14 protein-coding genes and 2 pseudogenes are annotated in these 13356 nt (G+C 42.8%); 9 read left to right on the top strand and 7 right to left on the bottom strand.

Annotation, left to right across the window (positions count from 1 at the left end):
- Positions 1–36 precede the first annotated feature (36 nt).
- Both CWO13_RS18265 and CWO13_RS18260 read left to right on the top strand, forming a co-directional pair.
- The gene (locus CWO13_RS18265) at positions 37–2511 is read left to right on the top strand and encodes a PAS domain-containing hybrid sensor histidine kinase/response regulator (RefSeq protein ID WP_102431298.1); all 2475 of its coding nucleotides are present in this window, start codon (positions 37–39) and stop codon (positions 2509–2511) included.
- Between the two features lie 210 nt (positions 2512–2721).
- A complete protein-coding gene (locus CWO13_RS18260) occupies positions 2722–3582 on the top strand; it encodes an endo alpha-1,4 polygalactosaminidase (RefSeq protein ID WP_102431299.1) in 861 nt (286 codons plus the stop codon).
- A gap of 370 nt (positions 3583–3952) precedes the next feature.
- Here CWO13_RS18260 and CWO13_RS18255 read toward each other — a convergent pair.
- A pseudogene (locus CWO13_RS18255) lies at positions 3953–4291 on the bottom strand (cytosolic protein).
- Between the two features lie 170 nt (positions 4292–4461).
- Between CWO13_RS18255 and folK the strand changes: the two are divergent.
- From folK to folM, 4 genes are all read left to right on the top strand, one after another.
- A complete protein-coding gene (gene folK, locus CWO13_RS18250) occupies positions 4462–4959 on the top strand; it encodes a 2-amino-4-hydroxy-6-hydroxymethyldihydropteridine diphosphokinase (protein WP_048668616.1) in 498 nt (165 codons plus the stop codon).
- A gap of 127 nt (positions 4960–5086) precedes the next feature.
- On the top strand, positions 5087–5458 hold the full coding sequence (gene folX, locus CWO13_RS18245; protein ID WP_048664833.1) for a dihydroneopterin triphosphate 2'-epimerase: 372 nt from the start codon (positions 5087–5089) through the stop codon (positions 5456–5458).
- Positions 5459–5476: 18 nt separating this feature from the next.
- Positions 5477–6115, top strand: a complete 639-nt coding sequence (folE, locus tag CWO13_RS18240) for a GTP cyclohydrolase I FolE (protein WP_102431301.1) — start codon at positions 5477–5479, stop codon at positions 6113–6115.
- Positions 6112–6828, top strand: a complete 717-nt coding sequence (gene folM / locus CWO13_RS18235) for a dihydromonapterin reductase (protein WP_108083338.1) — start codon at positions 6112–6114, stop codon at positions 6826–6828. The genes folE and folM overlap by 4 nt, the downstream gene beginning before the upstream one ends.
- A 71-nt stretch (positions 6829–6899) precedes the next feature.
- On the opposite strand, the gene CWO13_RS18230 is transcribed toward folM, so the two are convergent.
- The 3 genes from CWO13_RS18230 to CWO13_RS18220 all read right to left on the bottom strand — a co-directional run bounded on the left by CWO13_RS18230 (position 6900) and on the right by CWO13_RS18220 (position 8578).
- The gene (locus tag CWO13_RS18230; RefSeq protein ID WP_108021070.1) at positions 6900–7268 is read right to left on the bottom strand and encodes a hypothetical protein; all 369 of its coding nucleotides are present in this window, start codon (positions 7266–7268) and stop codon (positions 6900–6902) included.
- A gap of 15 nt (positions 7269–7283) precedes the next feature.
- Positions 7284–8156 carry a patatin-like phospholipase family protein gene (locus CWO13_RS18225; protein WP_108083337.1) on the bottom strand — a complete coding sequence of 291 codons (873 nt, stop codon included), beginning with the start codon at positions 8154–8156 and terminating at the stop codon, positions 7284–7286.
- Between the two features lie 83 nt (positions 8157–8239).
- Positions 8240–8578 (bottom strand): hypothetical protein, encoded by a 339-nt coding sequence (locus tag CWO13_RS18220; protein ID WP_004734781.1) that lies wholly within the window; start codon positions 8576–8578, stop codon positions 8240–8242.
- Positions 8579–9086: 508 nt separating this feature from the next.
- Between CWO13_RS18220 and CWO13_RS18215 the strand changes: the two genes are divergently transcribed.
- Complete coding sequence (locus tag CWO13_RS18215; RefSeq protein ID WP_102431305.1) at positions 9087–10595, top strand: DUF3360 domain-containing protein; 1509 nt, start codon at positions 9087–9089, stop codon at positions 10593–10595.
- A 106-nt stretch (positions 10596–10701) separates the two neighbouring features.
- On the opposite strand, the pseudogene CWO13_RS23510 reads toward CWO13_RS18215, so the two are convergent.
- A pseudogene (locus CWO13_RS23510) lies at positions 10702–10839 on the bottom strand (alpha/beta fold hydrolase); the annotation flags it as partial.
- Positions 10840–10909: 70 nt separating this feature from the next.
- Here CWO13_RS23510 and CWO13_RS18210 point away from each other — a divergent pair.
- Together CWO13_RS18210 and CWO13_RS23735 are read left to right on the top strand one after the other, a co-directional pair.
- Entirely contained in the window at positions 10910–11167 is a 258-nt protein-coding gene (locus CWO13_RS18210) for a hypothetical protein (RefSeq protein ID WP_102327656.1), read from the top strand.
- A gap of 65 nt (positions 11168–11232) precedes the next feature.
- On the top strand, positions 11233–11355 hold the full coding sequence (locus CWO13_RS23735; protein WP_017109721.1) for a hypothetical protein: 123 nt from the start codon (positions 11233–11235) through the stop codon (positions 11353–11355).
- Between the two features lie 121 nt (positions 11356–11476).
- On the opposite strand, the gene CWO13_RS18205 is transcribed toward CWO13_RS23735, so the two are convergent.
- Both CWO13_RS18205 and CWO13_RS18200 read right to left on the bottom strand, forming a co-directional pair.
- Entirely contained in the window at positions 11477–12349 is an 873-nt protein-coding gene (locus tag CWO13_RS18205; protein WP_108083336.1) for an alpha/beta fold hydrolase, read from the bottom strand.
- A 449-nt stretch (positions 12350–12798) separates the two neighbouring features.
- On the bottom strand, positions 12799–13293 hold the full coding sequence (locus tag CWO13_RS18200; protein ID WP_102432446.1) for a hypothetical protein: 495 nt from the start codon (positions 13291–13293) through the stop codon (positions 12799–12801).
- Positions 13294–13356: the final 63 nt, after the last annotated feature.

Raw genomic sequence — 13356 nt, 5'->3', positions numbered from 1 at the left:
TATAACTCCGAAAAATAACATGGAAGTCATTTAAGCATGACCAAGCTATCTTCAATTAGCCCCAAAGTGTTGCTTGTACTCTTTCTCTTGCTTACGTCTTTGACCTACGGCGGCATTTCACTTTATGTAATCTCTAATCACAGCCAATCGACAGTCAAACAACTGCAAAGCGGTAACAGTAGCTTTGAGCTTGAGTCTGCCAAAATTTTTATGGAAAAGTATCTCGAGGTTGCAGAAGACCGCATTGTTTTAGCTTCGCAATACCAAGGGGTCATCGACGCAGTGTCTGTCTCAAATATAGAACGGCTCTCATTTCACCTTGAGCGATTCAAAGGGCAGAACCAATCAATGCAATTTGCCGTGCGAGACCGCACCGGTCAGCTGTTGTTTGAAGATACATTTCGTCATCCCGCATCAAAGCAAGAGCAAGCTATCTTTGGCGCGATAGCGAATCAGGAAGTCGATGATCGTATCCTTTACCTTTTGCATGATGATACCAACCACATTTGTCTCAAGCTATTTATGCCGTTACTTCAAGGCCGTGATTTCGTAGGCGTTCTATATGGTGAAACCGCTGTCGATTATGATGATTTCTTTGGCTCGTTTGTCACGAAACGAGAGCGTTGGTACGAGCTTAGTCAAATAAGCTCACCGATCGCATCTCTTATTGAAGAAGATGACTCACATGGCCATCATTCACACATACCAATTAAAAATAAATACAGTGAAGAAGACTGGCTATTGACTAAAACGGCTTTAACGAAAGGTGATTTAGTATTAACTCAAGGGGTAAGCCGCTCTTTTGTCACCAATCAGCTGTTAAGCTTACAGAAGGAACTGTTAAATGGGCTTTTGATTGTCTTAGCACTCAGTTCAATTTTAGTGTTTTTTATCGGGCAAAAATTGTTCGTTAATCCCCACAAAGAATTGGCAGGCTCCAAAAAGCTCCTTGAGGAATCCAACAAACGATTAGCAGAGCAAGAACGTGAAAGTCATCTTCTTGCCACCGTAGTCAAGACAGCCAGAGATGGCGTTGTGATAACCGATAATAAGGGGCGTATAGAGTGGGTAAACAGTGCTTTTGAACGAATGACAGGTTATCGCTTAGACTCCATCAAAGGGTTAAGGCCAGGCTCATTTCTACAAGGTGAAGAGACTTCTGTTAGCACAGCAAATCGAATAGGTTCTGCGATTCAACAGGGGAACCAAGTTAAAGCGGAAATATTGAATTACGCGATCGACAAAACGCCCTATTGGATTGATATTGATATTGTACCTTTACGCAACGTTAAAGGTGAAGTTGAACGCTTCATTGCCATTGAACGTGATATCACAGAATTTAAGCAGCTTGAAAAAGAATTAGAAGAACAGGCAAACAATGCACGCCAGGCAAATGATGCAAAATCACTATTCTTGGCGACAATGAGCCATGAAATTAGAACTCCAATGAATGGCTTACTGGGTATTCTACAGATGTTGGTTGAAGACTTGGAAAAAGCTGAGCAAAGGGAAGTTCTTCAGTTAGCACTCGACTCAGGCGAGCACTTAATTGCCATCCTTAACGATATTTTAGACTTAGCCAAAATTGAGAATGACAGTTTAGAAATTGATCCACATTCATTCAAAATGTGCGACATCACTAACCCCGTATTAAACACTTATCAAACCTTATGTTCAGAAAAAGGGATTGAGTTTTCTTTGCTAGATAACAGCAATACCTCCTCTGTCTACAACGGTGATTCAGTTCGGATCCGACAAGTCATTCTAAATTTAGTTGGGAACGCATTGAAGTTTACAGCAAGTGGTTCGATTACTGTCAGTATCACCCCCCTGGAATACTCTGCGGTGGAGTTTACGGTCGAAGACACAGGCATCGGCATCCCAGCAGAAAGACTGAGCTCAATCTTTAATGAATTTGAGCAAGCAGATGTCTCAACAACTCGGCATTATGGTGGGACCGGACTTGGGTTGGCAATTTGCCATAAACTTGTGACCTTGATGAACGGCAAACTTACTGTACAAAGCGAACTTGGTACAGGAAGCAAGTTCAGCTTTGTCATAAACCTACCATCAATTAAGGCCGAAGATGATAAGCATCCAATAACAGAGCAAGTCGATCTGTCTCCATTTAAGATTCTTGTGACGGATGACAATAAAATGAACCTTATTATCGCCAAAGGATTCTTGGATAAATTAAACGTAGAGTGCGTTACCTGTAATAGTGGTTTTGAGGCTTTAACACACTTAGAATCAGGTGGTTTCAACCTATTCATTATTGATAACCATATGCCGGAAATGAATGGTTTGGAAACAGTTCGAAAAATACGACAAGCTGGACATGATGACCTTGTTATCTTTGGCTGGACTGCCGATATCATGCAAACATCAACTCTAGCTTTTATTGAGGCAGGTGCAAATGAAGTGTTAACGAAACCACTGATTAAGTCAGACTTAGTTGAGGCACTTTCTCGTTACCTCAACCAAATAAAACCCATAGATAGAGCAAGCTAGCCGTCGTTTGCTCTGTATTATTGATGTAATATAAACAGCACTACCTTTTAGCTAAATTTCATAGTCGCTAACTCTCTAACCCACCAACCTCTTTCTCGTGGAGGTTTATCAATAATCTTTCTTGGTAACAAATCACCCAATAGAAAAACAATTATTGATGCAGATTGATTTGTAAAATACATTCATCAAACCAATCAAATGGAGGTAATCGTGAAATACTTATTAAGTACTCTTCTTTGTGCTGTCATTCTTTCTGGCTGTAATTCGAGTGATGGTGGAGAACAGTCTAATCATACAAACTCTCGAGTTATTCTTGAACCGAATGTAGCCCCTATTACAACCGGTTCTTGGTACCGCCCGCCTGTTTCAGTCACGTGGCAATGGCAGCTAGAAGGCAATTTAAACACCTCTTACTCTGTCGCTCTCTATGATGTAGACCTTTTTGATACGAGAAATACGACAATACAAAATTTACAACAATCAGGAATAAAAGTGGTGTGTTATTTTTCAGCAGGCTCTTATGAGGATTATCGAGATGATAGAGAACTCTTCTTGCCAAACACGCTTGGAAACACACTTGATGGCTGGGACAACGAACGCTGGCTTGATATTCGTTCGGCTAACGTTCATTCAATCATGAAAAAACGTCTGGATATTGCCAAGAACAAAGGTTGTGATGGTGTTGAACCTGATAATATGGATGGGTACACCAACAACTCTGGGTTCAATCTGACTTCTCAAGATCAGCTCGCGTACAATCGATTTATTGCAAACGAGGCGCATAAAAGAGGCCTTGCGGTCGGATTAAAGAATGACCTTGACCAAATAAGTGAACTGGTCGAGTACTTTGACTTTGCTGTTAACGAACAATGTTTTGAGTACAACGAATGTGATGCACTGCTGCCCTTTATTAATCAAGGAAAACCCGTTTTAACAGCGGAGTACTTAGATAAGTATGTGAACAACCCCAATGAGAGAGCAGCAATATGCCAAGAATCTAGGGACAACCTATTTAGCACCCTAATCTTACCTTTGGATTTAAACGACAGTTTTAGGTTTAGCTGTTTGTAATGCGCGCGTAATCCTAAAAATAACTGTACCGAAACTATCTAGAGCGGTTTAACTATCATATATAGCGACTAGAGAAAAAATGTGTGCATTATAGAGTTTGCTATTGTCCAAAATCTTGAGCCCAGAACCAAAAGGTATTGCCTTATTTCTTACTCGCCACAAGAACAAGGGCATCGAGAGTGCGAGGCTTAAGTTTTATTCATCGAATAATTACAGATCCCCTACTTCACCGCTTCCATTGATGCTGTTTTGTACAGTTTAGCATTGGTACATAGCCTCATTCCTCAAGGTAGTAAACAATTAATTACCTTGGCAAAGGTTGGTAGGTTGAAAAGGAAAGTAAGGTAACTCATAACTCACTGAATCACTCTCAGTCCATACGGGTAATGAAGGTTTGTTCGTCATCGACAAATGCCACATAGTCGCCGTGATAAATAAACACCCGACCTCGCCCTTCAACGATACACGCAAGCTGTGGGTTCAAATCTTCTTCAAGATCTTTACTTTGATACGTACCGGTATCGGTGATCACACCGCGGAGTGTAGGTAAAAATCCATAGCTGCGCTTGGCTTGATCAATCAGGCTCAATTCACTAGCGGTCGAGAATCAAGAGGGGATTGGACCAGCATCTTCGATAAACATAGTTTTCAGTTCTTCAAAAGCTGTAATTACCAGCCAGTCGATGCCGTTAACATGATGGATAAACATTGTTTATAAATACCTAGATTCTCGATAATTCTAATGCGGAGATTCTATCACTATCAGAGGCGATTTGCGGCAGAACCCTATTTTCTTTTATCTTCCTGTTTTTAAGAGGATGCAAAGCTGATCTTCATCGCGAGTTGGACGTATAGGCTCCTTAACAAGAAGGAAATACTATGGCCAACGTCTATGTCAGCATCGGAAGCAACATTAACCGCGAACACCACATCACTGAGTCTCTCAAAGCATTGAATGAACGCTTTGCACCGCTGCACATTTCTAATTTTTACGACTGCGAGCCTGTCGGCTTCGAAGGGGATAACTTCCTAAATTTGGTCGTTGGATTCGAATGTGACCTCCCTGTCGCAGAGCTAGTTAAGGTTCTACATCAAATAGAATCAGAGAATGATCGCAAGCGTCAGACCAAAGCCTATGCTTCACGGACGATGGATATCGACATCCTGCTTTATGGCAATCAAGTAGGCGTTATCGATGGCGTTGAGCTGCCTAGAGGCGAGATCACTGAGTACGCATTTGTGCTCAGGCCGTTAGTCGATATTGCCGCGAAAAAATCCCACCCCACGCTAGACATCTCCTTTGAGCAACTCTGGAACAACTTCGATCAGTTAAGCCAGAAAACCGAACCCATCCCGTTCGAGCTAAGTTTCACTTAGCCCGCACATGACTGGAAAAAGAATGACTGCAACAGGAACGACTTAACTCTTAATCGCGTGAGCTTTACTGATCTTTTCTTAAAACAAGCACGTAACTGACTTCACTTTCTAAGGATTGGACACTGTTATGAATCACAACGCCATTATCACCATTACAAATCTCAGACTAAGAACCTTCATCGGTTTCAACGAAGAAGAAAAATCTAAGCAGCAAGACATCGTCATCAATGCAGAAATCCATTATCCCGCCAACAATCTATGTCTTTCTGATGACGTGGACAATGCGCTTAACTACAAAAACATCTGCAAGAAGATCATTCAACATGTCGAATCCGGAAGGTTTCTGCTTTTAGAAAAGTTAACCAGCGACGTACTCGGCATTTGTATCGATCATCCATGGGTACGATACGCTCAAGTGAGAATTGACAAGCCTCATGCTCTTCGCTTCGCTGATTCCGTTTCGCTCACCCTGAGCTATGAAGCAGAACTCGAAAACTAATCAATAAGGAGCGACTCAATGCTAAACACAGAAGCCGAAAAAGTAAGAGAAGCTTTACTCGCTAAAGGACTTGAAACCCCAATGACAGCGAGCGAAATGAACCCCGACCAAAAGTACAACCGCATTAAAGGACTGTTAACCGAAGTGGTCAGTACGCTTGGACTCGATTTAACTGATGATAGCCTTGCTGAAACGCCCCATCGTATTGCAAAGATGTACGTACATGAGATCTTCTCAGGGCTCGATTACAATAACTTCCCAAAAATCAGCGTTATAGATAACAAAATGTCCGTTGATGAAATGGTTAAGGTGTCGGACATAGATCTAACTTCGACGTGCGAACATCACTTCATTACCATCGATGGTTTAGCGGAAGTGGCCTACATCCCTGAAAACAAGATTCTGGGGCTGTCTAAAATCAACCGTATTGTTCGATTCTTCGCCCAGCGCCCTCAAGTGCAAGAACGCCTTACTCAGCAAATCCTAGTCGCGATACAGACTCTAGTCGAAACAGAAAATGTGGCCGTGACGATTAAAGCCACTCATTATTGCGTTAAATCTAGAGGCGTCATGGATGCAAACTCTGAAACCTCAACAACCGCTCTCGGTGGAATTTTCAAAACTAACCCTCAAACCAGAGCTGAGTTTTTACGATGAGTGAAACGATTCTAATAACCGGCGTTGGAAAAAGACTCGGCTTCGCACTGGCGCAGCAACTTTTAGCAGATGGATACAACGTGGTCGGCACCTACCGCAGCGACTATCCTCAACTGCAATTGTTGCGCGACAATGGAGCCGATTTGCAGCAAGTCGACTTTTATCAACAAAGCAGCCTAGAAGAATTTCTTCATTATGTTGGTCAAGAATATAAGACACTCAGAGCCGTCATACACAACGCTTCCGACTGGAAGCCTGAGAACAAGACAAACCCCAGTGACAATGCATCACAAATCATGCACCAAATGATGACGATCCACGCTACCGTGCCTTATCTGTTCAATTTAACACTCAAAGACCAACTGATGTCTGGCGATAAAACTTCAGACATCATCCACATCAGTGATTACGTTGCAGAAAAAGGCAGTAAAAAACACATCGCTTACGCGGCCAGCAAAGCGGCACTCAACAACCTGACGCTGTCTTTTTCAGCAATGCTGGCTCCCAAGGTCAAAGTAAATACTCTCTCTCCAGCCATGATTAAGTTCAATGAACATGACGATGAGGCATACAAAACCAAAGCGCTGAAGAAAGCTCTGATTCCCACAGAAGCTGGCTTTGAGGAAATAATAGATGGCATCAAGTTTGTGTTGGCTAGCCACTACATGACAGGAAGAACTTTGCACCTTGATGGCGGCAGACATCTGAAGTGATGCTCTTACATTGTCTGCTACCTAAAACGGCTGCAATATAGAGAATGCTGTTAACTAGAAACCGCTATACCCTAGAAACTGCTATAAGAATGAGGAAGGCGATTTTCTTCATCCCAGCCGGACAACTCAATATTGATCAATGAGTTGCGCTTCTCATTACAAAGTGAAGCAATATTGATGATAGGCAACTGGCTACGAAACTGTGCGGTAAGGATAACCTTTTTACTTTCACTCAGGCTGTCTCGGCATTGCGCCAAAACCGCTTCAGTATCTAGCTGATGTGCGTTCTCGATAACCTGAATATCAGCGTTCTCTTGATAGCACTCTATCAGCCAAGATACGGCAGCTTCTTCTGAGCTAGTGAGTACGATGACATCTTTTGTTGCCATAAGCTCGTGGAGTTCAAGCTCTTTTAGTTCAGTTTCCATAAATACTCTCATTCAGCAGCAAATACATTAAAGTCGGTTGCCCAGTTTAACCTGTGCCAAATGGTAGCCTCTGTCTATCATCTCTTGTGAGCGATCGAACTCTAAGGTGCCACAGGCATTACGAGGGATCTCAAGCGTAATATCGGCGGGATAAGCGGCCAGTTTTTGGCGAGCAATGGTCGATTGCATCGCATCAAACGCTTGGTTGGCAATGTCGTAGGCTGCAAAATTGAAGCTCATTTTACTTTTTACACTGCTACCAAGATTATCGATAAAGTGAACAACCTTCTCATGCAGATTGCTCTCTTTTGTAGGTAGGGAAACCGGTATCACTTCCTGTTGAAGCATCTCAGGTTCACCACCTAAGTTCACAGCCAACGTAAAGTCTGTCTTATCACTAAAGGTAGGCGCAATCGGTACAGGGTTAAGTACACCGCCATCAATCAGCACTTCACCATTAATGACATGTGGAGTGAAGAACAGTGGCAAAGAGATGGAGGCGCGAATGGCATCAAACAGAGAACCTGATTGCAGCCAAACCTCTTTTTCTTCGGCGACGTTGGCAGCAACTGCGGTATAAGGGATAGGCAGATCTTCAATTGAAATTTCACCGATCAATCCACGCAGTGTGTCGATGATCTTGTCCCCTTTAAAGATACCACTCGATTGCCATGAAAAGTCCAACATCATCGCCATATCCGATTGGTCGATACTGGTGACCCACTCTTCAAATTCATCCAACTTACCCGCAGCGTAGACACCACCGATAAGTGCGCCAATTGAACAGCCAGAGATGGATTTTATCTGATAGCCATGCTCGATTAACCAACGGATGATTCCAACATGAACCAAGCCTCTTGCGCCACCACTGCCAAGTACCAATGAGACCGTTTTTGCCATCGTATTAATCCTTTAGTTTTTAATTCTAGGGGAGCTAACTCGCCGATTTACCAATTCGCAGATCTCAACTCACTGAGTCACTCTCAGTCCATACGGGTAATGAAGGTTTGCTCGTCATCCACAAAAGCCACATAGTCGCCGTGATAGATAAACACCCGACCACGCCCTTCCACTATACACGCTAGCTGTGGGTTCAAATCTTCTTCAAGATTTTCACTTTGATACGTGCCGGTATCGGTGATCACACCGCGGAGTTTAGGCAAAAATCCATAGCTGCGCTTGGCTTGATCAATCAGGCTCAATTCACTGGTGGTAGAGAAGTAAGCTGGGATGGGACCAGCATCTTCGATAAACATCGGTTTCAGTTCTTCAAAAGCTGTAATCACCAGCCAGTCGATGCCGTTTACGTGATGGATAAACATTGTTTATAAATACCTAGTTTCTCGATAATTCTGATGCGGAGATTCTAACACTATCAGGGGCCAAACGTAGGAGAAATTGAGCTACTAGAGGCAATCCCTACCCCTGCTTATTACCCAATATATCCAACATAAAACCGGACCAGATGTCACTATCAAATCACACCAGAACGTAACCAAGCATGCAGCCAAACGTAAGTCGTTGGACTTTTTTCTGGGCCTTTAAAGTCGAACCATTTGTTGTTGAAAGTCACTTTGTTATTCCTGAAATTAAGAACCTACCAATAAACAGACACATACTACCTACAGGGTCTAATACTAGTCGTCCGATTCTACGACTAATGTCTAACCGACTGAGTCTATTTGTTTTTTTTGGTTTGGTATAAGGTACTAACAACTAAATGTTAATGAATTTTTAATGATAGGTTGACGCATTGTTTACACTTCATGCCGTGAGTCAACAACGTTTGTTGGAATAACACACCTCAGAGTGTGAACGAAAGGAATCAAAATGAGCAGTACTTTAGAGTCCGTAAATATACCAAGAGAAAAGCCTCAAACCATTGAGAACGAGCTCTCCTATGAACAACAACACAAACCAAGTTCAGAGTTTGAATCCCGAGAACAGTATCTAGAGCACGAATTACAAATCATGTCGCCTAAGCGCTGGCGTCCAAATTTACCGTTTAAAGATTACCGATTTGAGATAGAAGACACCATCCCAGCCATGGCCGCGACCATTGGTAAAGTGGTTATGGTGGGCGCGATTGCTGCCACCTTTGCTGGGGCTCTCGGATTAAATGAAGACTTCATTCTAGAAAACGTTCGTTATGAACTCCTCATCGCCTCTGTTTTCATTATTATTTTCTCTGGCTTCCTGTTGCCGACCGCGAATCTCGCAGGTACACACGGCCCACTCATCCCGTTAATTCCAATTGTGGTTGCAGCAGGCGGACACCCTATGGCGTTTGGGTTATTGATTGGCGCTTTTGGCCTCATCTTAGCCATCAGTAAAGGTGGCAGCATGTTGGCTAACCTCACCAGTAAAGGTGTGTGTGGCGGCTTGTTGCTCTACCTCGGCTTTGTTGGAACCGCTTCTCAAGTGAAAAAGCTGTTCGCTTGGGCTGAAGGAATTGGCATGAGCCACATTGCTTTTGTCGTGATCTTTTGCACCATTATTTTGTACGCATTATTGGAACATTTCCGTAAGCGTTGGCTAGCTGTACCTCTTAGCTGCTTGCTAGGCGGTACGATTGCATTTGCCATGGGTGCCCCATTCGTTTTCCACACTGAGCCAGGCTTACCTAACATGAACCCTATGTATTGGTGGGGAGAAGATACAGGTTGGATGTTAGGCCTACCAACGATTGAGCACTTCATGGTGGTATTGCCGTTTGCAATTTTGGCTGTCGCTATGTGGTCTCCAGATTTCTTAGGGCATCAAGTATTCCAAAAGATCAGCTACCCAGAGCGTACCGAGAAAGTACACATGAACATCGACGACACCATGACCACGGCTTCAATTCGTCAAACGTTCGGTTCTCTGCTCGGTGGTACTAACTTTACTTCTTCATGGGGTACTTACATCGTACCGGCGGCGATTGCTAAACGCCCTATTCCTGCTGGCGCGCTGCTCACAGCTCTGTTCTGTATCATCGCCGCAGTTTGGGGTTACCCGATGGATTTAGCTATCTGGCAACCTGTACTGTGTGTGGCGCTGATTGTTGGGGTATTTGTTCCATTGCTAGAAGCTGGCATGGAAATGACGCGTGAAGGAAAAACCACACAGTCGGCCGCGATTGTTGTATTTTCTTCAGCGCTCGTTAACCCTGCATTTGGTTGGGCTCTCACCATGCTGTTGGATAACTTAGGCTTAGTCGGTTGTAAAGAACGCAGCAGTGAACTGAGTAAAATGAGCCGCTGGGTATTGCCTGGCACTATGTTCATTGTGCTAAGTGGCGTAATGGCATTGGTTGGCCTTCTACCGGGAATTCCAGCAATTATCCCGAGTTTTCGCTAGGCTCGATTAATATTTAGTTTTAGTCGGAACACAAAAAGGCCTCGCAATCGCGAGGCCTTGTTTTATCTATCAACTATTACATCCATCTTTTAGCAACTATAGCGCCCTACTTCACTGACTTAACCGCTTTCATCAACGTTGTATTGAGCGGTTCTGGTTGATCTAGCATTGGAAAGTGGCTTGAGTCTTCAATGTAGTAAATACTGTAATCCTTGATGTATTTCCTGTTCGCCTCTGAATCCGTCAATTTAAATATTTCTTGCTAAAAAGGTAGAAAAGTTTATAGTATTTTCTAGATAAGGTTGAGAGTCGATATGTCATTACAGAAAAAACAATCCAAAGTATCACTGAACATCAAAATCTCATCAGACTTAGATGTTCGTCTTAAACGAGCGAGAAAAGCAGCGCGTGAACAGGGCTTAATGTTCAACGTATCTCAAGAAGTTGAAAAGTTTCTTGAGAAGGAAATAAAGAAAGTGGAACGCCAGCTATCAATCGATGAAGCGATTAAGAATAATCTCGAGGAACTTGGTGGGCTTAATATAGATAAAATAATGAAATCAATGGATTAATCATAATACCGACATGTATTGATTCACTTTTGAATGACGAACGATAACTAATTTTGGAGATAATTATGGGCACAATAATTGGACTGTTAATTTTGGCTGGTATCAGTGTATTCCTAAAGCGCCAAACGGGACTTCATTTGCATGAGTGGATTGCAAAGAAATATAAAGACTCTCAAGACAAAAAGTAATGGACTCTATCAGATTGACAGGCTCCATCGATTTAACTTAAAAAACTAAGGCCTCGCAATCGCGAGGCCTTAGTTTTATCTATCTAACGGGTACAACCACCCTTTAATAACTACAACCGCCCTACTTCACTGACTTCACTGCTTTCATCAACGTTGCGTTGAACTGCTGTGGTTGCTCAAGCATTGGGAAGTGGCCTGAGTCTTCAATGTAGTAAATGCTGTAGTCTCTGATGTGTTTCTTGTTCGCTTCTGAATCCGTTGGCCATAGGCGAGCGTTAACCAATATTACTGGCACATTCACGCTCTCATACACGCGGTGGGCTTCGCCTGTTACATATTGGCCTAGATAATGGCGGAACTGGTTTATCGCGATAGCTGGCGGCGCTGATGCCATGTCTTGCGTTACCCAGTAGAGTAAATCCGCATCTACGTCTTTTGGTAGCGAGTCCTTCACGAACATAGTAATGCCCGCTTGGAAGTCTTCTTCAAACGGTTTAGTCATTGCATCTAGGTCGCTTTGTGAAACCGCTAACGCCACGTTTTGCGATGTGTCAACACCAATAATGCCCTTCACTCTTTTCGGCATTAGTTTAGCGGCTTCTGCAATTACGCCACCAGCCATGGAATGCCCAACTAAGATGACGGATTCGAGTTGTTCTTTCTCGATTACGGCTTTGATGTCTTCAGCAAATGCAACCATGCTGTACTCTTCGCGGTTGAACGAAGAGTTACCGTGCCCCGCTAAGTCCATGGTGATCACTTGGTACTGCTTTGAAAACTCACTCACTTGGTTTTGCCATAGCCTGCTGTCTAAGCTCCAACCGTGAATGAAGATCAGTGCCGTATTCCCGCTCCCACTTTTGCCATACGCAATTTGCTCACCATCGTAGGATACCGCAATACCGTACTTAACCGTTGAATCATGAGCCATGGCACTCATGCTACTAAGCATCATGAATACCAAAAGTGTGATGTTTAGAATTAAACGTTTCATAGTGTCTCTCTACTTACTTTAGAGGGAACACAGAAAGCGCCCCTCTCAATTAATATAGCCACTATAAAGTGTGAAGTTGTAGACAGGTCAATAGTGATTTAGATAAAAGCCTCTCCCGTGATGGTGACTTAACCAACTCATTTCTGTCCAAAAGTTTGGTGCGCACAATGAAGTGATTCTTGTGATTCTTGTGATTCTTGTGATTCTTACTAGTGTTCCGTTTATTCCTAAATAATAGTATTTAGAGGATTATTTAGGTGGCTACCAGTATCTAATCTAGTGCTCTACTTGATCCACCCACTACAATTTGTTGAGTGTCGATTGGTAATTAAGGAAGTAGATTTAAATGCATCTGGTGTCATCCTGTAGGGTACTAATAGCTAAATCAAATCTATTAAGGGTAAAATCATCAGTCGCAGGAGCTAGTTTTTGTATGTTGCTTTACTTTTTTATCCGCTAAACGAAGCCTGTAACCATAGTTTGACCTCTTCTACTTCACTGGCTGGGCCATTGATGATGAAAAGACCATCATCTATAGCCTGTTGCAAAGTGAGTTTAGAGCTAAATAGAGCGGCAAATACATCAAACTCAGAAATAACCATTAACTCACTATTATTTGGCTTTGCATTGTCTGGGTATGACTCGAAAATACTGTAAGGGCGACTAGAAAATCTTGAATAGTGCCCCTCGATAGCTTGATAAAAGGTAATGTCAACGTTGGGCTTCCCAGCTCTTAATTGTTGGGCTAGTTGCCACACTAACATCTGTTCAGGAATGGTGTTTTCTGGCAGTAAATTAGACTGACGAGCTAAAGAAATATTCATTAGTGCAGTTAGAGAGCCTGGGTGCTGAGGTAAACCAGCAGATAATCCAGCACCATCGAATGCACATGAAGTCGCTTTGAAAGACAATGATAAAATAATAAAGAATAGCCATTTTTTCATTTCAATTTACTCAATAACGTTTAAAAGAAAAGGGAGTGACAAAGCCACTCCCTATAGATGATT

It is taken from the genome of Vibrio sp. ZF 223 (assembly GCF_003050585.1).
In the GTDB taxonomy this organism is placed as follows: domain Bacteria; phylum Pseudomonadota; class Gammaproteobacteria; order Enterobacterales; family Vibrionaceae; genus Vibrio; species Vibrio crassostreae.
Note: the sequence above shows the minus strand (reverse complement) of the source record. Positions and strands in the feature narration are given on the sequence as shown.

What these genes read in the sequence shown, in the direction of transcription:
- CWO13_RS18265 (WP_102431298.1), top strand. Translation starts at nt 37, where the DNA reads ATGACCAAGCTATCTTCAATTAGCCCCAAAGTGTTGCTTGTACTCTTT.
- folK (WP_048668616.1), top strand. Translation starts at nt 4,462, where the DNA reads ATGGCCAACGTCTATGTCAGCATCGGAAGCAACATTAACCGCGAACAC.
- folX (WP_048664833.1), top strand. Translation starts at nt 5,087, where the DNA reads ATGAATCACAACGCCATTATCACCATTACAAATCTCAGACTAAGAACC.
- folE (WP_102431301.1), top strand. Translation starts at nt 5,477, where the DNA reads ATGCTAAACACAGAAGCCGAAAAAGTAAGAGAAGCTTTACTCGCTAAA.
- folM (WP_108083338.1), top strand. Translation starts at nt 6,112, where the DNA reads ATGAGTGAAACGATTCTAATAACCGGCGTTGGAAAAAGACTCGGCTTC.
- CWO13_RS18230 (WP_108021070.1), bottom strand. Translation starts at nt 7,268, where the DNA reads ATGAGAGTATTTATGGAAACTGAACTAAAAGAGCTTGAACTCCACGAG.
- CWO13_RS18225 (WP_108083337.1), bottom strand. Translation starts at nt 8,156, where the DNA reads ATGGCAAAAACGGTCTCATTGGTACTTGGCAGTGGTGGCGCAAGAGGC.
- CWO13_RS18220 (WP_004734781.1), bottom strand. Translation starts at nt 8,578, where the DNA reads ATGTTTATCCATCACGTAAACGGCATCGACTGGCTGGTGATTACAGCT.
- CWO13_RS18215 (WP_102431305.1), top strand. Translation starts at nt 9,087, where the DNA reads ATGAGCAGTACTTTAGAGTCCGTAAATATACCAAGAGAAAAGCCTCAA.
- CWO13_RS18210 (WP_102327656.1), top strand. Translation starts at nt 10,910, where the DNA reads ATGTCATTACAGAAAAAACAATCCAAAGTATCACTGAACATCAAAATC.
- CWO13_RS23735 (WP_017109721.1), top strand. Translation starts at nt 11,233, where the DNA reads ATGGGCACAATAATTGGACTGTTAATTTTGGCTGGTATCAGTGTATTC.
- CWO13_RS18205 (WP_108083336.1), bottom strand. Translation starts at nt 12,349, where the DNA reads ATGAAACGTTTAATTCTAAACATCACACTTTTGGTATTCATGATGCTT.
- CWO13_RS18200 (WP_102432446.1), bottom strand. Translation starts at nt 13,293, where the DNA reads ATGAAAAAATGGCTATTCTTTATTATTTTATCATTGTCTTTCAAAGCG.